This is a genomic window from Polaribacter glomeratus, assembly GCF_002954665.1.
Lineage (GTDB): Bacteria > Bacteroidota > Bacteroidia > Flavobacteriales > Flavobacteriaceae > Polaribacter > Polaribacter glomeratus.
Genome location: NZ_MSCM01000001.1, coordinates 1,619,367 through 1,637,895, shown reverse-complemented (window position 1 = coordinate 1,637,895; position 18,529 = coordinate 1,619,367). Strand labels below are relative to the sequence as shown.

The following is an 18,529-nucleotide window of genomic DNA, read 5'->3' as shown; positions in this document are numbered from 1 at the left end:
TAATAGTTATTGTAATACATCTATCGTTATGGACTAAGACTAAAAGTTGTGGGATTTAGCAAATACCGACTTATAACTTTAGACAATAAATCAAAATTAAATAATTAAACTGAGATTTATATAACTAATAACGTTTATCTTTTTATTGAATAAATGATCTCTCTTTTTTCGTTCTAATTTTTTAGAGTATCGTATCTTTATTTTTTGTTTCAATAAATATTACCAAAATCAAGATCATAATTTTTCTTAAATAACTTTTTTTACATAATAAACTCGTTAAATTTCGTTCTTGAATATATCATTTGTTTATTTTTGCTAAAATGAATTTTAAGTATAGTCTTTTACTAATTTTTTTAATTTCTTTGAGTGTAAATTCTCAAGTAGGAGGAGAAAGCGTATATCAATTTTTAAATTTATCAACTTCTGCAAGACAAATTTCTTTAGGAGGTGAAGTATTGACACTTATTGATGATGTAAATCAGCCAATGTGGAATCCTTCAGTGATAAATGACGAAATGGATAATCAAATTTCTGCTAATTACTCTAGTTATTTGTCAGGAATAAATATTGGTTCCTTATCCTATGCCAGATTAATTTCTAGAAGGTTTGGAACATTACATGGAAGTGTTAAATATCTCGATTACGGAACATTAATTGGCGCAGATGAACAAGGAAATGAAACTGGTAATTTTGGTGCAAATGATTTAGCAATATCTATTGGATATGCCACAAATCTACCCTGGACCAATTTATATTTTGGAATTAATTTAAAACTAATAAATTCTACTATCAGTAATTTTACTTCTGCGGGATTTGCAACTGACATTGCTCTTTTATATTACAGTCCTTATAAATCTTACTCTTTTACAATTGTAGCAAGAAACTTTGGTTCTCAAGTAAAAACGTTTAATGGTACTACAGAAAAGCTCCCCTTTAAAGTTGCTCTCGGTGGTTCATATCAATTAGAATATGTTCCATTAAAATGGTATTTTACGCTTGATAATTTACAAAAATGGAATATATCTGTGGCCAATCCATCAGAACAGACTACAGATCTAGAAGGTAATGTTGCGCAATCAGAGATTGGTTTTGTGGGTAATACACTAAGACATTTTGTAATAGGAGCCGAATTATTTCCAGAAAGTGCCATAAACTTAAGGGTTGGTTATAATTTTAGAAGGGCGGCTGAACTACAATTGCAGAATGTGAGAACTTTTGGCGGAATTTCAGCAGGCTTTGGAATAAAAATGAATAATTTAAAATTTAATTATGCCTACTCTAAATTTCACTCAGCATCTAATGCGAGTACTTTTAGCTTACAGATTGATTTAAATAGAAAATAAATGAAGAAAAAAATCACCATAGCTATTGATGGGTTTTCATCAACAGGAAAAAGTACAATTGCTAAGCTATTAGCCAAGAAGTATAATTATATATATGTGGATACAGGTGCAATGTATAGAGCTGTAACGTATTTTGGAATGAAGAGTAAATTGGTGAATAAGGACGGTTTTAAATCGGAATCACTTATTTTAAAGCTAAAAGACATAAAATTAACTTTTAAGTTTAATAAAATTCTAGGCTTTGCAGAAATGTTTTTAAATAACATAAATGTAGAAAAAGAAATTAGAACTTTACAAGTTTCACAGCAAGTAAGTAAAGTTGCAGCTATTCCTGAAGTAAGAAGAAAGTTGGTTGCAGAACAGCAATTAATGGGTGTTAATGGCGGAATTGTAATGGACGGAAGAGACATAGGAACAGTTGTTTTTCCTGATGCTGATTTAAAATTATTTATGACTGCATCTGCAGATAAAAGAGCTACAAGGCGTTATAAAGAGTTGATAGACAACGGTGATAATGTGAATTTTGAAGAAGTTCTTTTTAATGTGCAAGAGCGAGATAGAATAGATTCTACTAGAGAGGATTCTCCTTTGATGAAAGCTGAGGATGCTATAGAGTTTGACAACTCTGATATGGGAATAGATGAACAGTTTGAAAGAATTTGTACTTTGGTAGACAGCAAACTCTTCTAATTTCTTAAAGGTTGTAAATAAACTTAGCCCTGATTGAACGGTTTGTTTGAGCTCTCCCGCTTTTTAGCGGGAAGCGAGTAGTGAAAGCAGGAAATAGCTCCAAAAATTAATAATACTAAGGTATATTTAAATACTTATGAGTTTGTAAAGAAATTTTCCACTTCGGATTTTTCATTACATAATCGACAATTAGTGGCGTCATTTTCTCTTTTTTACTCCATTCAGGTTGTAAATAAAGCTGACATTTTTTTCCAACTTTAGCAGCCTCTTGTTCCGCAAAATCAAAATCAGAATTATTATGAATAATCATTTTTAATTCGTCTGCTTCTTTGTAAACTTCTTCTAAAGGTAGTTTGTTTTTTTTAGGAGATAAACAAAACCAATCCCATTTTCCAGAAAAGGAATAGGCTCCAGAAGTTTCTATATGCGTTCTAATATTGTTTTTTTGAAGTTTTTCCGTAATATAATCCATAGACCACATTAACGGTTCACCGCCAGTAATCACAACAGTATTGGCGTGTTTTGTTACATTGTTAACAATAGTATCTGCTAAAGTTGGCGGGTGCAAATCTGCATTCCAACTTTCTTTAACATCACACCAATGGCAACCAACATCACAGCCACCAAGTCTAATAAAATAAGCAGCAGTTCCTGTATGAGAACCTTCACCTTGTATTGTATAAAACTCTTCCATTAACGGAAGCATTATTCCTTGATTTACTAAATCTTTTGTCTTTTTATCCATCTACATTAAAATCAACCAAAACGGTTTTAAAAATGCAAAGGTAGTTTTTTGAGTATCAAGAATAAAATGATTGTTAGATTTTAATACTTTAATAAATATTGATATTTAGTTATTGATTTTAAAAATTATCTTATATTTTTAATCAAAAATATTTAATAAAATTTTTACACCTAACACCTTAATAATCAAAACATTTTTGTAAATTTGCACTCCTTTTTACGAGTACAGATTTAAGAAAGGAATTTTAAAAAACAATAAATAAAAACTACTCTTGTCGTTTTTATCGTTAAAAATCTGAAAAACAACAGGATACAAAATTTATTTTCAGAAATGTCTGAAGAAACAAAAAACACTGAAGAGCAAGTAATTGCTGCGGAAGTACAAGAAACAGCTACTGAAGCTGTAGCAGAAACAGTTGTTGAAACTGTAACTCCACAAGAATTTTTAGAAAACTTTAACTGGCACAAATACGAACAAGGTATTGAAGCTGTTGATGAAGAAAAATTAAAACAATTCGAAGTTGCCTTAGTTGGTACTGTAGGTTTTGTTAACGAACGCGATGTAATTGAAGGAACTGTAATTAGAATTACAGACAGAGATGCAATTATAGATATTAACTCTAAATCTGAAGGAGTTATTTCTTTAAACGAGTTTCGTTACAACCAAGGTTTATCTGTAGGTGATGTGGTAGAAGTATTAGTTGATAAAAGAGAAGATTCTTCTGGTCAATTAGTATTATCTCACAGAAAAGCTAGAGTAATTAAAGCTTGGGAACGTGTTAATAACGCTCATGAAACAGGAGAAGTTGTTAACGGTTTCGTTAAATGTAGAACAAGAGGTGGTATGATTGTAGATGTTTTCGGAATCGAAGCATTCTTACCAGGATCTCAAATTGACGTGAAGCCAATTAGAGATTACGATCAATATGTAGAGAAAACAATGGAATTCAAAGTTGTTAAAATTAACCACGAATTTAAAAACGTTGTTGTATCTCACAAAGCTCTTATTGAAGCAGATATTGAATTACAGAAAAAAGAAATCATTGGTCAATTAGAAAAAGGACAAGTATTAGAAGGTGTTGTTAAAAACATTACTTCTTATGGTGTCTTTGTTGATTTAGGTGGTGTTGATGGATTGGTACATATTACTGATTTATCTTGGTCAAGAATCAATCATCCAAATGAGGTTGTTGAATTAGATCAAAAATTAAATGTTGTAATTTTAGACTTTGATGATAACAAATCTAGAATACAATTAGGTTTAAAACAATTAACTGCTCATCCTTGGGAAGCTTTAAATTCTGATTTAAAAATTGGAGATAAAGTAATGGGAGAAGTTGTTGTTTTAGCTGATTATGGTGCGTTTGTAGAAGTAGAACAAGGAGTAGAAGGGTTAATTCACGTTTCTGAAATGTCTTGGTCAACTCACTTACGTTCTGCACAAGATTTCGTAAAAGTTGGTGATAAAGTTGAAGCTCAAATTTTAACTTTAGATAGAGAAGACCGTAAAATGTCTTTAGGTATCAAACAATTACATCCAGATCCTTGGACAGACATTACTACTAAATTCCCTGTTGGGTCTACTCATACAGGAACTGTAAGAAATTATACTAATTTTGGTGTATTTGTTGAGTTAGAAGAAGGTATTGACGGTTTAGTTTATATCTCTGATTTATCTTGGACTAAGAAAATTAAGCACCCATCAGATTTTGTAACTGTTGGTGATCAATTAGAAGTTCAAGTTTTAGAATTAGACGTAGAAAACAGAAAGTTAAACTTAGGTCATAAACAAACTAAAGATAATCCTTGGGATGTTCATGAAGAAACTTATGCTATTGGATCTACTCACGAAGGAATCGTTAAAGAAAAGAATGATAAGGGGGCAGTTGTAACTTTTACTGATAAAGTAGAAGGTTTTGCGCCAACAAGATTCTTAGAAAAAGAAGACGGTACTACTTTAGAAAAAGGAGATAAAGTTAACTTTATTGTTTTAGAATTTTCTAAAGAATACAGAAGAGTAGTAGTTTCTCATACATCTTTATTTAAAGAACAAGAGAAAAGAAATGTGAAAGCAGCCGTTAAAAAAGCAGCAGAAGCAGAAAAAACTACTTTAGGTGATATTGGAGGTCTTGCAGACTTAAAAGCAATAATGGAAGCTAAAAGCAAAAAGAAAAAATAATTTTTTCTCAAGCTAATACTTTTAATACTTAAAAGCCGATACAGTTTTGTATCGGCTTTTTTTATGTAATAAGAATAGGATGATACTTTGGGCGTTCCCTTTTAGGTCGGGCTTTACATTGTATCTTTTTATGCTTAACTTAGGTTAACATCAATTTTTTAAGTCAATTTTAAGTGAAGAAGTTCATTTATATTTAATTAATATTTGCATAAAAAGGATGCCATTTCAATCCCTAACGCAACTTTTTATCAGCTATTAGCTCAACCATAACTTCTAGTATTTTTATCAAAAAAAGACTATAAAGTACAAAATCCATTGCAAATTGCAATGGATTTTGTACTTATCATATTATATAAAACCTTTATTTTATGGTATCAGAATTCAGAAGAAATACAGCATTTGCTAAAAATAGCTTTCCATTATTCCAAAAAGATCTTAGTAGTATGTTATCAACCAAGTAAACAACACTTCCGCTTCCTTTTTGTTCTTCTCCAAATAATAAAGATACAGGTACCTGTTTTACAGCTTCACTACCCGCATACCCCGAAACATTTTTGGAATCTTTGTCAAAATAAGCAACATTTAAGCCTTCTTGTAAATAATTATAGGAATCATTATTTAGTTTTAATGAAAAATACTCGCTTTTGTAACCAAAAGCTAACGGATGTGTTACATCAACCTTACTTTTAAAAATTGCACCCGTAATAAGGTTTTTTACACCTTTTCTCTCTAGATCTGCGTATCGAGTTAAATTAAATATAGTAGAATCTTTTTTTACTTCTTTACTTTTTAGAGCAAATCCTTTTTTATCAGCAAAAGCGTTTACAGCGTTTCCTAAGGCAATTAAAGTTCCGCCAGATTTTACAAAAGCAGATAATTTATTAAGAATTTCTGTAGTTAAAAAACTACTGTAATATCCTTCTGGAACAATAATTACATCATATTTAGAGAAATCCACACGGCTAAAATAATCCGAATTTAAATTTGTAATTGGGTATTTTAATTCAGATTCAAAAAAGTGCCAAACTTCACCAAAATTTAAAGAAGAAGTCTGTTCGCCAGAAAGCAAAGCTACTTTTTGTTTTTTAATTGGTTTAACACTGTAAGAACCAAAATCTAGGCCAGTATCTACAAAACCAGTAGCAACTGATTGCACATTTCGTTCATGTTTATTTGCAATTTCAATCAGTTTTTCATCAAATTCTGCACCTCTATTATCATTTCTTAAAATAATTAAAGTGCCTCTTTCATAGGATTTTCCTTCTAGAGAAAAAGGTTTTCCTGCATAACGCGGAGTGATATTTTGTTGCAACAAATCGCCTAAAAAAGTAGCATCTTCAATACTATTCCATTTAGAAATATACGCATATGCATTTTTATTAATTATATTTAATGTCTTAGTTGTTGATGAATTTTTAGAAGAATTCACTCTTGTTTTAGACGCAATAGCTTCGAAACCGTGTGCATACGGAATAGACCAAGCCGTAATATCATACGTTAAGGAATCTACTAACTTTGCTTTAGGCTCAAACAAAACTTTTACCATTTTTCCTTTTGGTTGATTTGTATGAATAACTAAATCACCATCCGAAGTATTTAATTTTTCTTCGCTTTGGGTGTTATAATTGTACCCTTTTACAGAACTGCTCGTTGCATATTCGTATTTAATTTCGTGAGTATCTAATAATTTCTTTAGACGATTTGTTTTATCCTGATTGTCATTTTTTAACACAAAGCTCTTGTAGTCTAGCTCTTTATTATCGAAGAATTTTTTAAATTCAGTGTTTAATTTCTCAGCATTTTTAGAAGAAATTTCAACTGTCGATAAACCCGTGGTCATATGATGATTTGCTCTGTCTTTTAAAGTTAGCACTTCACCTTCATCCGTTTGAACACCTAAACCGCCTTCAGAACCTCCAGATTGTTCGTATGTCATACCAATTGCACCCATAAAAGTAGGGTAAGTATCTCCATAACTTGGATACAACAAATCAAAACTTTCTTTTGTAAAATATAACCAACCTTCTTTATCAAAATAAGTAGCGTGATTTTTTCCTATCTGTGTTTGAAAATTACGTTGCCAGTCTGTAATTGTTTCATGAAAAGGTTCGGCTGCAGGTGCAAAATAATAGGGACTATTAATACCTTGTTCATGAAAATCTACATGAATGTGTGGCATCCATTTATTATAAATTGCAATTCTTTGTTGCGTTTCAACTTGCGTAGCCCAAGCCCAATCTCTATTTAAATCAAATAAATAATGATTTGCTCTTCCGCCAGGCCAAGGTTCATGATGTTCTTTTGCGTCTTGCCCAATATTAAAAGGTGTATTTTTTACTTGATTATACCAATTTACATATCGATCTCTTCCATCAGGATTTATACAAGGATCCATAATTACAACTGTATTCTCTAACCAAGCTTTTTTGTTGGTAACTAATTCATAAATCGTTAACATAGAAGCTTCCGTGCTCGAAGCTTCATTTCCATGAACATTATAGCTCAGCCAAACAATTGCAGTTTTATTATCAGAATTACCATCTAAAACTCCAGTTTGAGCTAAGTTTGATTTTCTAATATTCTCTAAATTATTGATATTTTCTTGCGATGAAATGTAAGCCAAATACAAAGGTCTGTGTTCATTGGTTTCTCCATATTTTTCTAATTTAACATTTGATAATGTAGTACTTACATACATAAAATAGTCTACTACTTTGTGATGCCTTGTAAAACGACTACCAATCTCATAGCCTAAAAATTCTGAGGGAGATTTTACTTCTTGTGCATAAATGCTTCCAAAAGTTAGAACAGCAAGTAAGAAAAGTGATTTAATTTTCATGAATTAAGTTTTGATGATGATCAAAAATAAGGAATAATTTCTACTATTTGTAATTGTTGTTTCGTAAAGAGGTTAAAAATTTGTTAGTTTCAATTTGAAGTAAGAAAGTACCATCAAAATTTAGTATTTTTGAGGTATGGCAATAAACAAAAGCGATTGTGAAATTAAAGAAACAGCTCTTGACTTTAAAAAGCATTGGAATGAGGCTTATCTCAATAATAAGACTGAAAAATTAGGTTGGTTTGAAGATAAATCTGAACAAACTCTCACTTTAATTAACGAAGCAAAATTATCTAAAGATGCTTTAATTTTAAATGTTGGTGCTGGTTCATCTACTTTAATTGATACTTTATTAGCGGATGGTTTTTCTAATATTATTGCAAATGATTTATCTGAAGAAGCTTTAGAATCTTTAAAAAACCGAGTTGGTGAAAATGATAAAGTGAAGTTTATTGTTGATGATTTATTGAATCCGTCAAAATTAAATAAAATAAAAAATATTGATCTGTGGAATGATAGAGCCGTTTTGCATTTCTTTTTAAAAGAAGGTGAAATTAAAGCCTATTTTAAATTACTGAAAAAGGTTTTAAAAGCGAATGGATTTGTGGTCATTGCTGTTTTTGCTAAAAACGGAGCAGAAAAATGCTGTGGATTATCGGTTAAACGATATGATATTGAAATGTTAAAAAATGAACTAGGAACCGATTTTGAACTCAAAAATAGTTTTAACTATACATTTGTAAATCCGTTTGGCGGAGAAAGACCTTATATTTATGCATTATTTCAAAGAATAAATTAGAATGAAAACTACACAAATTCCTTTTCAAAAAACAGGGTTTTTCTCTAAAACGATGCACGATTATTTAGGGAAGAATAAAAATATACAACCTTTTTATAATAACTTTCCTGATATTTCTGGCTTTCATAATCAAATTGAAGAAAAGCAAAAATCTTACAGATTACAAACTAGATTAAGGTTAGTAGAGGCTCTAAAAATTCAATATACATCTTTTGAAACATCAGAAAAAACTACTGAAAACATTGAGTTGTTAAAACAGCAAAATACATTTACAATTACAACTGGTCATCAGTTAAATTTATTTACAGGACCTTTATATTTTTTATATAAAATTATTTCTACGATTAATTTATCAGAAGAATTATCAGAAAAGTTTCCTGCACAAAATTTTGTTCCCATTTATTGGATGGCAACAGAAGATCATGATTTTGAAGAAATTAATTATTTTAATTTTGATGGTAAAAAAGTAAGTTGGAATAGAGAAGATGGCGGTGCAGTTGGTCGTTTTTCTACGGAAGGTTTACAAGATGTTTTTGAAGTTTTTTCTAATCATTTAGGAAACTCTAAAAATGCAAAATATTTAAAAGAGTTATTTTCTGATGCCTATTTAAAACACAATAATTTAGCAGATTCAACTCGTTTTATCGCAAATAAATTATTTGGTGAGTTTGGTTTAGTGATTATTGATGGTGATGATGTAGGTTTAAAACAATTATTTAATCCGTTTGTAAAAGAAGAATTAGAAAATCAGACTTCATTTAAAGAGGTTTCCAAAACTATTTTGAAACTTGAAAAAAAATATCCTATTCAGGTAAATCCAAGAGAAATTAACTTGTTTTATTTGGGTGATGATTTTAGAGAACGCATTCTTTTTGAAGATGGAGTTTATAGGGTAAATAATACAAGTATTACATTTTCTAAAGCTGAAATTTTAGCAGAAGTTGACGAGAATCCAAAAGCATTTTCGCCAAACGTAATAATGAGACCTTTGTTTCAAGAAGTGATTTTACCCAATTTATGTTATATTGGTGGAGGAGGAGAAATGGCATATTGGTTTGAGTTAAAAGCGTATTTTGAAAAAGTAAATATTCCGTTTCCTGTTTTATTGTTGCGTAATTCGGTGCAAGTTGTATCAGAAAAACAAGCAAAAAAATTAGAAAATTTAACCATTTCAGTAGAGGAATTATTTTTAAATCAGCATGAGTTATTATCAAAAAAGGTGATAGAAAATTCTGAGATTAAAACGGACTTCAGTAAGAAAATCGAGTTTTTACAAAATCAGTTTTCAGACTTAAAAGAAGTTGCTAAGAAAACAGATGTTTCTTTTATAAACGCGGTAAATGCGCAAGAAAGAAAACAAATTAAAGGGCTAGAGAATCTTGAAAAACGGCTGTTAATTGCTGAAAAAAGAAGACAAAAGGATTTAGTTGATAGAATTACACTATTACAGAATGAACTTTTACCAAATCAATCTTTAGAAGAGCGCCAACGTAACTTTTCTGAGTATTATTTAGCGTATGGTTCCTCATTTATTGAAGCTTTAAAAGGTGCTTTAAAACCTTTGCAATTAGAATTTACACTACTAGAATTATAATGAAAGAAAAAGGTTTACATCCAGAAAATAAGTTTAATAAAGGGTACGATTTTGACGATTTAGTTGTTAAAAACCCGTTGTTAAAAGAATATGTTTTAGAAAATAAATTTGGTGCTGTTAGTATCGATTTTTCTGATCCTAAAGCGGTTAAAGAATTAAACAAAGCCTTGCTTTTTACGTTTGATAAAATAAAAGTTTGGAAGTTTGCCGATGAAAATTTATGTCCGCCAATTCCTGGACGTTTAGATTATGTCCTTTATTTATCGGATTTACTTTCATCAGAAAAAGATATTAAAATTTTAGATATTGGTACAGGAGCATCCTGTATTTATGCTTTATTGGGAGTTGCTCAGTATAACTGGAATTTTGTTGCTACAGATATTGATGTCGATTCTTTAGACGCTGCGCAAGATATTATTGATGATAATAAATTAGAATCAAAGATTGAATTGCGCCAACAGTTAAATGAACAGCAAATTTTAAAAGGAATTTTAAAAGATGATGATTCATTTTCAGCTGTAATGTGTAATCCGCCATTTTATAAATCAGCAGAAGAAGCACAAGGCGCTAACAGAAGAAAAACTAAAAACTTAGGCAACAATGCCGTTAGAAACTTCTCTGGTAATAATAATGAATTATGGTACCCAGGAGGAGAAAAAGCCTTTTTGCATAATTATTTATATGAAAGCTCTTTATATGCCAAACAAAGTATTTGGTTTACAAGTTTAGTTTCTAAAAAAGAGAATGTAATAAGCTTACAATCTTCCTCAAAAAAACTAGGAGCAAAGGAGTTTAAAGTAATTGATATGAATCAAGGGAATAAAGTAACTAGAATTGTTTGTTGGCGATTTTAGCTTCTTTTAGAATCCTTTTTTATCCCTATTTAGGCTTCGTAAAATGTAAAATTCAGTGAAAATAATTCTTAATATTTTGACATTACTTAAATATTACTGTTATTAAAAAAGAGTTAATAAGTTTTTTTTAGAGATTTATGTTTTCTAAGTAAATCTCTAAATTTTCTTTGACAACACCTTTGTAATAATCTTTTACATTTTGAAATTCGTCTCTATTTTTAAGACTTGCGTGTCGTTTTTTCAATTTTAAAAAATACATACACAAAAAACAAGAAGAACATCCAATCATTAATTCCGTAAAAAGAATAAAAGGAACCTGCTAAAATATCTTTATCAAAAATTACTGAAACGCTGTTGTTTAAAATCCACTTTGTCCAAATAAAGCCATAGCAAAACTTCTCAATTGCAAAAACAGCGACCAACCATTTTAAGTTTTCAAATTTTTTGGCAACAGCAATATATGCGAATCCCCAAACTATGATCATTATCAACCCAAAATAGGACATTACAGAAGGATCTGTTTCGGGAATAATTGAATTTGTAAATAGTTTGGAAAAAAATAAAACTCCGATGATGTTAGAGATTCCTGCTAGATAAAATCCTATTTTAATTGTATTATGGTTTTTAAAAGTATTCATTTTTTTATCAATTGAAAACAATGTCGTTAATCTTATATTTTTTACATATATGATGTAAGATAAAATACACCAACATATGTACAAAAACCAAGCAAATAAAAGCATACAAAGGAACTCCTAAAAGTTGATACGGCCAATAATACGTCCAAACTCCTAAATAAATTGTAATTATTTCTCCAAAAGCTGGTAGAATTAGCGACAATAAAATAGCTAAAACAATTTTGTTCTTTTGGGATTGATTTTTTAAAAGCGGAATTAAATTTCGTTCTATTTTGTACAAGTAATGAAAGGCGAGCATCCAAGCAAAAGGAAGCCATAAAGGTAATTCTCGTGTTACTCCGTGATATTCCCAGTATCCATTTTTAACGCCCCAAGTTTCACCAACAATCCCGCCAAAACCGGTCAAAATCATTCCTATTAAAAGTAACCAATTTTTAGTATTCTTTGGTTTTATAATTTCTGTGTAGCTATTATAAAAAATTTTTAAAAGTAAAATTACAGCAATAATGGCATCGTACTTTTTTAAAATTCCAATAAAAACACCAGCAATGATTAATTTTGCTAGTGCTTTTAAAATTTCGATTAGGAATTGTTTTTTGTTGGTTATCATAATTGTTCAAAAATAAAAAAACCGAAACAAATTGTTTCGGTTTTTAAGATTTTATTTTAGTGTTTTATAGATTTGGGATTACCAATTCTTGACCTGGTTTAATTACATCAGGATTTTTTAATATGTTGGTGTTCGCTTTAAAAATTACAGTATACTTTGCAGCATTTCCATAATATTGTTTTGCTATACCCCCTAAAGTTTCTCCACTCTTTACCGTATGATTTGCAAAGATTGTAGTGTCTTCTACTTTAATATCAGCAGTAATATCTGTGGGATTTTCGCCACCAACTTCTTTTATTTTATCCCAAATTAAATTTTTGTCATATTGAGTCTTTGCTGTTCCTGTTACTATTAGTTTTCCGTTTTCTTCTTTTACATCACCATTTTGGATGTTTAATTTTTGACCTAAGTCTAAAACACTTTGATATTTTGCTTTCATCTTTCTTTTTTTATTTATTTTTATATACTTTTTATTTTATCTAACAGTTTTAACATCATCGGTATAATAACCTTGTTGTGTTAAATCGCCATCTACTTCGCCACCTAATTTCTCTTTTCTTCTTTCTAAATAAATTTCTTCATAATCTTGAGTGTAATGTGCAGAAGTAACTACATTTAAATCAAATTTTATAGTGTTAAAAACATCATTTTCTGTGTTTGCTAAAATAGTTATGTAGAATTCTACGTAACCAATGTTTTTGGCACTATCATAGTCTAGTGTAATAAAACCGAAATCATCTTTACCAATCGAGTTACTTGGAAAATCTATTGTGATACAGCCACAAGAAGCTTGTACATCATAAATAATTAGAGGAGCATTACCTCTATTATAAAACTTATAAGCTGCTGTTATTTCTGAACCACGTAGTATTGGATAGTAATGACGTTCTGGATTTTCAATTTCCATTTTAGTTCTTTCAACTGAATCAATACTTGGTTTTCTTAGTTCACAAGAAAACGAAATTAAAGCGATTAGTAGAATAAAGTATATGTTTTTCATTAGGATAAATTTAATTTTTAATTAAATATAATTTCATCACAAGCTAAAGCGTTTTTGCCAACTACGTTACTTCTTATTATATTAACGATAAAAGTATTTGGTAATTGTTCGTCATCAAACTTAGTTGGTAAATCAATTGATACTTCTTTTGTACCAATATTTTCGTCTTCAGAAGGTAATTTTAGCCTTTTAATTATTTTATAATTAGTGTCTAATATTTCAATTACACTTGGATAAAAAATAGCATGTTTTGTGTCTTGTAAAAAAGATAATGTTATTTTTTTTGATTGTTTAATTTCTTCTTTATCAATTTTTAAAACCAAATTATCTACAGAACAAATTAGCCAGTTTGTATTGTAATCTTTTAAACCAAATGCAGCATCATTTAACGTTTTTATATTTTTATAGTCTTCATCTAATTTTGATAAAACTTTAAATGGTTTTTTATAAAAAAAATGTTTTCTTTTGTGATATCTAAAAATATTTTGTCTCCAACTTTTAATGTAATCTTCAATTGTATAATTAACTTCGTTATAAGTTTTAAGATTTGAAGCTCTACTAAATGCAGTTAAACGATCAAGTAAAAGAATCGTTTCATTTTTTACAATAATTTGATTTTCACTATCTAAAGTTGCAAATCCATACGTTCCTACACCATTATCTCTCATTATTTCTAATTTTAGAAAGGTTAGGGCAGTAGCAATCTTTAAAAAATCTTTGTCGTATTTATTTTTTTCTGTATTTGTATCAAATTCATTATAAAAACTAAAAAACACTTTAGGATCTAAATATTTTTTTACAGATTTATTAATACCGCTATAAATACCTAATTCTTCTTTATTCAGAAAAAAAGTATTATCAATAAAAGTGTAGTAATTTGTTAATGCTCCTGCCAATTTTTTAGGAAAGTTTTCATGAAAATAAGTATTTATTTCTTGATCAACATTAATTGTAGTATCCCATAAAAGTTTTGCAAATAAAGTGGTTTTCAAATCTTGAAAAGTGCTGTAGTCATATTCGCTGCCATGCAAGAAAACCCCATTTACACCTAGTTTTTTGTAAAGCTTTAGATTTTTTTGGGTAACTTTAATCGAAGGGTATATATCAAAATAATTATCAAAGTTTACAGTATAATCCCAAATGAAAACGTTGTCTACATAGTTTCTCCACTTTTTAATGTCATATTCAAAATCTTTAAAATCTTTAGTTTCTTCAATTGGTATTCCTTTTTGAATATGAATAGTGCTATAGAAGATACCAACATTAGTAGCTGCTTTAAATTTTGGTATTTCTCTAACTGTTACATAAGCTGTAGTAAAAAATGATAATTCTTGATGATTTCTAGCCAAGCTATTTAAAAAATTAAATACTGCAGGAGCTGCATCTGTGGTTGTGTTACCAACGGCTTTGCAAGTATTACAAGTGCAAACAATATCATTATCATTTGGTAAAATCATATACTTGTTTAGTGCGCTATCAGTGGCGTATATACTTCCTATTCTTTCATTTACGTATTTAAATAAAGTGTCGCTGGTGAAACAAAACTGATCTTCTACTCGTTGATTACCAACCTGTGCATAAGCAGTTTGTGGTAAACTATATTCTTTAAGTATTTTAGACAAATTGTGTCCCCAAATTCCCCATTCTAATTCCAAGTAATTTGTTCTGTTCCAACCTCTAAAATTTGGGTCAAAATTTGTAGAGAAATAAGGTTCTCTATATTCAAAATCTGGTGAAGAGCAGTAATTAAATTCAATAGGAATTTCGATTTCGTTGACAATAAGGTCTTCGTTTGGTTCCGTATTTTTATTTTTAAATTTTAAAGAAGTATATTTTTTAAAAAAGTCATTTACGCCATATGATAAATTTAAAGCAGATGTAGCCTGAATGGTAATATTTTTGTCATTTTTATAAATACAGTAATTATTTTTTTGTGTTGGATTGATTCTTAATACAATATAATTGTAATTGTTATTAAGACTATTACTTCTTTCAATAGTTAGCGCTTTACCGGTAATCGCTTTAAAATTATTATTAAACTCATCTGCAGCCCTTTCAACAAGAATATTTGCGGAAAGCGGAATACTTATTTTAGGATATATTTTTTGCTCTTAGAATATAACGTTACTTTTTTTTGGGCACAAGAAGTAAGGCTTAAAAAAATCATAACGATATACATATATTTTTTTAACATCATTTGGGGAAATTTTTAATCGATTTATTAAAACCTAGTGACTATTGAAATAGCTAAGTTATATTGGTTTGTAAATAGTACACCTAAAATTTTTGTAGTGCCAGTATTTGTATCAAAAAAAGTACTTTGATTACTCTTAAAATTAATCCAGGTACCATCAACTAAAATAGACGTTCTAGGCGTCATTGTATACTTATAACCAGCACCAACCATAACATTAGTAAATTTTAAGAATGTGTTTTCTTGAAATTCTAATTGTTGATCAAAGGGAGCACTACCACCAGAAGCGATTACAGAAAAATAATCTTTTCTAGGGTTTACGTTTATACGAGCTTGAACCATTAAATTGGCAAAAAAAGTGTTCTGTGCATAGGTAACGTTTCGCACTGTAGCAACATTAGTAATAGGGTCTCTAACTGTTTCTGTAACTACATCTCCATTATTATCTCTTTGAAAAAGAACAATATTAGTGTTCATTAGAGATACTCTGGCATTTAACCAAATATCTTCCCAAGTTCTTGCTGCACCTAATTTTAGGGTATAATAATTTTCATCGTTTTGTAGGCGGTCAAAACTAACACCAACTTGTGCTTCATAACCATTTTTTAAACCCTTATAGGCATTACCATACAGTTTAAACTTTGGAAAAAATCTAGAGCCTAACAAAATTCCTGCATCAGCATATAATGTTTCTGTGAAAATTCTAGCCAAATTTATACCACCTTGTACACCAACGCCAGAACTTCTTGCTGCATAATTTACATCTGCACCGTACGTATTTTTATCATCAATCTTTCTATAGTTTATACTAGCTAAAGAAGTGTTAAACGCAATAGAATCTGAAGTTGCTTTTAAGTAAGTAACAGCAAGAGAGTTTTTTAATTCTCCAGCTCTAATTACCTCTAACGTATGATTAAATTCCATTTGCTCAAAAGGATTGTCTATTTTCCTAAACTTTTGGTAATAATAAGCAGAATCGTATTGTTTTAATAACTCAAACACAACTCCTTTTTTGTATTTTAAAAAATTATCAGTCGGATTTTTTTGTATTTTTTTATTGATAAATTTTAAAGATTCATCGTAAGGTTTTTGAGTAATATGTAAATTAACCATTCTCATTAATGAACCTTCATCCGAAGGATTTAAGGAGAAAGCAGAATCGTAATTAACTAAAGCTTCGTCTAGTAGACCTTCTTCCTCTTGATTTCTAGCTCTAAAAAACAAGATTTCCGCTTCGGCATTTTTTATATTTCTATCATATACATAGGTCTTTTTTAAAGTATCTAAAATAGCTAATGCGCTACCGTAGTCTTTATTTTTTGTGTATAAGTCAGTTAATTTTAATTTAAAATTTTTATTTTCTGGGTAAAAACTCAAAGCACTTTTGCTAAAAGAGATCCCTTTTTCATAATCTTTCATTGCAGAAGAGGCATTTATAGCCATGTCTAGCAAGCGTTTATTATTGTTTTCTCTTGTTAAACCATCTTCAATAACTGGTATTACTTGGCTGTATCTTTGTTCTTTCATTAAATAAGTAGCATACGCTTCAACTTGCTGCACATACACAATAGGATACTTTAAATTTAGAGGATATTTTTGCTCTAAGCTTCTAGTAATTTCTAGAGCATCGTCGAATAATTCCATTTTTTGATACAACGTAGATTTTCTTAACAAATAATCAGGATTTTCTGGATCTAAACCAATCAACTTATCTATTTGATCTGTTGCTTCATCATATTTTTCTAGATATAATAAAATTCCAAATATTTGTTGTTCAGCATCTACAGTAAAATCAGGGAACGATACTAAGTCTGTTAAAATTGGTAATGCAATATCAAACTGTTGGTTTATGACATATTGTTTTGCTTTTTCAAACATTATTCTATTGTAAGCGTATGTAATATCTGCATCATCAGGAAATTTCTCATGATTTATCATTACCTTATCTTCATACCTTTCTTTATCTTTTATAGGTTTAAAAAGTTCCATTTCCTGAACTAATAACTTTTTATTATTTGGACTTTTTTTAATAGCTTTATTTAAAAAGTATTCAGCATCAACATCATATCCTTTTCCTAAGGCATTCTTAATAACATAATCTTGAGACTCTGAATTACCGTTTAATTCTGCTAATTTTTTATGCGTTTCATAAGAGTCATTATATTCATTAAACCCAGCAGATTGCTGCATTAAATAGGGTAAAGTAGTCGCGTAAATATCTTTAAATTTATTTTTATCAAGGGTGTTTATGTAAGTAATAGCTTGGGCATGTCTTCCCATCTGTTCTAACAAACCAATCTTTTTCTCTACCAACTCTCTATCATCTGGTATTTCTAATAAAGATCTATTTGTAAATTGTAAAGCAGATTCAGGATTTCCTTTTAACAATTCATTTCTTATTATACCTAAATATGCTTGTTTATTTCCTGGATTATTATCAATTACAACTTTATAAATATCGTTAGCATCATCATATTTTTTTTCTTTGATAGCCTTATCGCCATCGCCAATCATAATATAATTATATGCCTGCTTTATTTCAGTATCTTCAGGATATATTTGATAAATTCTTTTTAAGCCTCTTTCTGCTTCTTCAAAATTACCCATTTCTTTATAGATACTAATTTTACGCAAATGCCAACCTTTGCTGTAAGGAGTAATTTCTAATAGTTCGTTAACAAAACAAATAGCATCAGAATATCTTTTTGTATTTTGTTCTATTGTTACTAGGTATTTTAATACATCTGTGTTTTTTCTGTTTTTTAGATATACTTGCTTAAGTACATATCTTGCTGTGTCATATCTACCTAATTCTAAGTTAGATTTTCCTAAAATAGTTTTTAAATCTAAATCAGTGGGAGATAATTGCAATCCTCTCCAGCTCATTTTTGCAGCTTTTGTAAAGTTTTGCTCGGCAAGATCTTTTTTTGCTTCTTCAAAGTATAAATCGGAAGAGTCAAATATTTGAGAATAAATTTTTAGTTGTGAGAAAACGATCACAATAAAAATGCATATAAATTTATTTATTTTCATTTTTTTTGGCAA

At 29.4% G+C, this 18,529-nt stretch carries 14 protein-coding genes; 6 read left to right on the top strand and 8 right to left on the bottom strand.

Annotation, left to right across the window (positions count from 1 at the left end; genetic code table 11):
• The first annotated feature begins 320 nt into the window (after positions 1-320).
• Together porQ and cmk are read left to right on the top strand one after the other, a co-directional pair.
• Complete coding sequence (gene porQ / locus BTO16_RS06960) at positions 321-1,343, top strand: type IX secretion system protein PorQ (RefSeq protein WP_105020897.1); 1,023 nt, start codon at positions 321-323, stop codon at positions 1,341-1,343.
• Entirely contained in the window at positions 1,344-2,033 is a 690-nt protein-coding gene (gene cmk, locus BTO16_RS06955; RefSeq protein ID WP_105020896.1) for a (d)CMP kinase, read from the top strand.
• A gap of 115 nt (positions 2,034-2,148) precedes the next feature.
• Here cmk and BTO16_RS06950 read toward each other — a convergent pair whose 3' ends face one another.
• On the bottom strand, positions 2,149-2,778 hold the full coding sequence (locus tag BTO16_RS06950; protein ID WP_105020895.1) for a 7-carboxy-7-deazaguanine synthase QueE: 630 nt from the start codon (positions 2,776-2,778) through the stop codon (positions 2,149-2,151).
• A gap of 330 nt (positions 2,779-3,108) precedes the next feature.
• Here BTO16_RS06950 and rpsA point away from each other — a divergent pair, with 330 nt between their 5' ends.
• The gene (rpsA, locus tag BTO16_RS06945; RefSeq protein WP_105020894.1) at positions 3,109-4,956 is read left to right on the top strand and encodes a 30S ribosomal protein S1; all 1,848 of its coding nucleotides are present in this window, start codon (positions 3,109-3,111) and stop codon (positions 4,954-4,956) included.
• A gap of 361 nt (positions 4,957-5,317) precedes the next feature.
• On the opposite strand, the gene BTO16_RS06940 is transcribed toward rpsA, so the two are convergent.
• Complete coding sequence (locus BTO16_RS06940) at positions 5,318-7,795, bottom strand: M14 family metallopeptidase (RefSeq protein WP_105020893.1); 2,478 nt, start codon at positions 7,793-7,795, stop codon at positions 5,318-5,320.
• Between the two features lie 136 nt (positions 7,796-7,931).
• Here BTO16_RS06940 and BTO16_RS06935 point away from each other — a divergent pair, with 136 nt between their 5' ends.
• Genes BTO16_RS06935 through rlmF form a run of 3 tightly spaced genes read left to right on the top strand, consistent with a single transcriptional unit; the run spans position 7,932 to position 11,042 of the window.
• Entirely contained in the window at positions 7,932-8,594 is a 663-nt protein-coding gene (locus tag BTO16_RS06935) for a class I SAM-dependent methyltransferase (protein WP_105020892.1), read from the top strand.
• Position 8,595: 1 nt separating this feature from the next.
• Positions 8,596-10,188, top strand: coding sequence for a bacillithiol biosynthesis cysteine-adding enzyme BshC (gene bshC / locus BTO16_RS06930; protein WP_105020891.1), 1,593 nt, complete (start codon positions 8,596-8,598; stop codon positions 10,186-10,188).
• On the top strand, positions 10,188-11,042 hold the full coding sequence (rlmF, locus tag BTO16_RS06925; RefSeq protein ID WP_105020890.1) for a 23S rRNA (adenine(1618)-N(6))-methyltransferase RlmF: 855 nt from the start codon (positions 10,188-10,190) through the stop codon (positions 11,040-11,042). Before bshC ends, rlmF begins: the two co-directional genes overlap by 1 nt.
• Before the next feature lie 218 nt (positions 11,043-11,260).
• Here the strand turns inward: rlmF and BTO16_RS06920 are convergent, their stop codons facing one another.
• The 6 genes from BTO16_RS06920 to BTO16_RS06895 all read right to left on the bottom strand — a co-directional run bounded on the left by BTO16_RS06920 (position 11,261) and on the right by BTO16_RS06895 (position 18,517).
• Positions 11,261-11,680 (bottom strand): hypothetical protein, encoded by a 420-nt coding sequence (locus BTO16_RS06920; RefSeq protein ID WP_105021539.1) that lies wholly within the window; start codon positions 11,678-11,680, stop codon positions 11,261-11,263.
• 7 nt (positions 11,681-11,687) lie between these two features.
• Positions 11,688-12,290 carry a hypothetical protein gene (locus BTO16_RS06915; RefSeq protein WP_105020889.1) on the bottom strand — a complete coding sequence of 201 codons (603 nt, stop codon included), beginning with the start codon at positions 12,288-12,290 and terminating at the stop codon, positions 11,688-11,690.
• Between the two features lie 64 nt (positions 12,291-12,354).
• Complete coding sequence (locus BTO16_RS06910) at positions 12,355-12,729, bottom strand: LysM peptidoglycan-binding domain-containing protein (RefSeq protein ID WP_105020888.1); 375 nt, start codon at positions 12,727-12,729, stop codon at positions 12,355-12,357.
• 36 nt (positions 12,730-12,765) lie between these two features.
• On the bottom strand, positions 12,766-13,290 hold the full coding sequence (locus BTO16_RS06905) for a DUF1573 domain-containing protein (protein WP_105020887.1): 525 nt from the start codon (positions 13,288-13,290) through the stop codon (positions 12,766-12,768).
• A gap of 17 nt (positions 13,291-13,307) precedes the next feature.
• On the bottom strand, positions 13,308-15,053 hold the full coding sequence (locus BTO16_RS06900) for a DUF4838 domain-containing protein (RefSeq protein ID WP_407675516.1): 1,746 nt from the start codon (positions 15,051-15,053) through the stop codon (positions 13,308-13,310).
• A 458-nt stretch (positions 15,054-15,511) separates the two neighbouring features.
• A complete protein-coding gene (locus BTO16_RS06895; RefSeq protein ID WP_146105354.1) occupies positions 15,512-18,517 on the bottom strand; it encodes a tetratricopeptide repeat protein in 3,006 nt (1,001 codons plus the stop codon).
• Between the last annotated feature and the right edge of the window lie 12 nt (positions 18,518-18,529).

What these genes read in the sequence shown, in the direction of transcription:
- bshC (WP_105020891.1), top strand. Translation starts at nt 8,596, where the DNA reads ATGAAAACTACACAAATTCCTTTTCAAAAAACAGGGTTTTTCTCTAAA.
- BTO16_RS06935 (WP_105020892.1), top strand. Translation starts at nt 7,932, where the DNA reads ATGGCAATAAACAAAAGCGATTGTGAAATTAAAGAAACAGCTCTTGAC.
- BTO16_RS06905 (WP_105020887.1), bottom strand. Translation starts at nt 13,290, where the DNA reads ATGAAAAACATATACTTTATTCTACTAATCGCTTTAATTTCGTTTTCT.
- BTO16_RS06895 (WP_146105354.1), bottom strand. Translation starts at nt 18,517, where the DNA reads ATGAAAATAAATAAATTTATATGCATTTTTATTGTGATCGTTTTCTCA.
- rpsA (WP_105020894.1), top strand. Translation starts at nt 3,109, where the DNA reads ATGTCTGAAGAAACAAAAAACACTGAAGAGCAAGTAATTGCTGCGGAA.
- BTO16_RS06920 (WP_105021539.1), bottom strand. Translation starts at nt 11,680, where the DNA reads ATGAATACTTTTAAAAACCATAATACAATTAAAATAGGATTTTATCTA.
- BTO16_RS06910 (WP_105020888.1), bottom strand. Translation starts at nt 12,729, where the DNA reads ATGAAAGCAAAATATCAAAGTGTTTTAGACTTAGGTCAAAAATTAAAC.
- cmk (WP_105020896.1), top strand. Translation starts at nt 1,344, where the DNA reads ATGAAGAAAAAAATCACCATAGCTATTGATGGGTTTTCATCAACAGGA.
- rlmF (WP_105020890.1), top strand. Translation starts at nt 10,188, where the DNA reads ATGAAAGAAAAAGGTTTACATCCAGAAAATAAGTTTAATAAAGGGTAC.
- BTO16_RS06940 (WP_105020893.1), bottom strand. Translation starts at nt 7,795, where the DNA reads ATGAAAATTAAATCACTTTTCTTACTTGCTGTTCTAACTTTTGGAAGC.
- porQ (WP_105020897.1), top strand. Translation starts at nt 321, where the DNA reads ATGAATTTTAAGTATAGTCTTTTACTAATTTTTTTAATTTCTTTGAGT.
- BTO16_RS06915 (WP_105020889.1), bottom strand. Translation starts at nt 12,290, where the DNA reads ATGATAACCAACAAAAAACAATTCCTAATCGAAATTTTAAAAGCACTA.
- BTO16_RS06950 (WP_105020895.1), bottom strand. Translation starts at nt 2,778, where the DNA reads ATGGATAAAAAGACAAAAGATTTAGTAAATCAAGGAATAATGCTTCCG.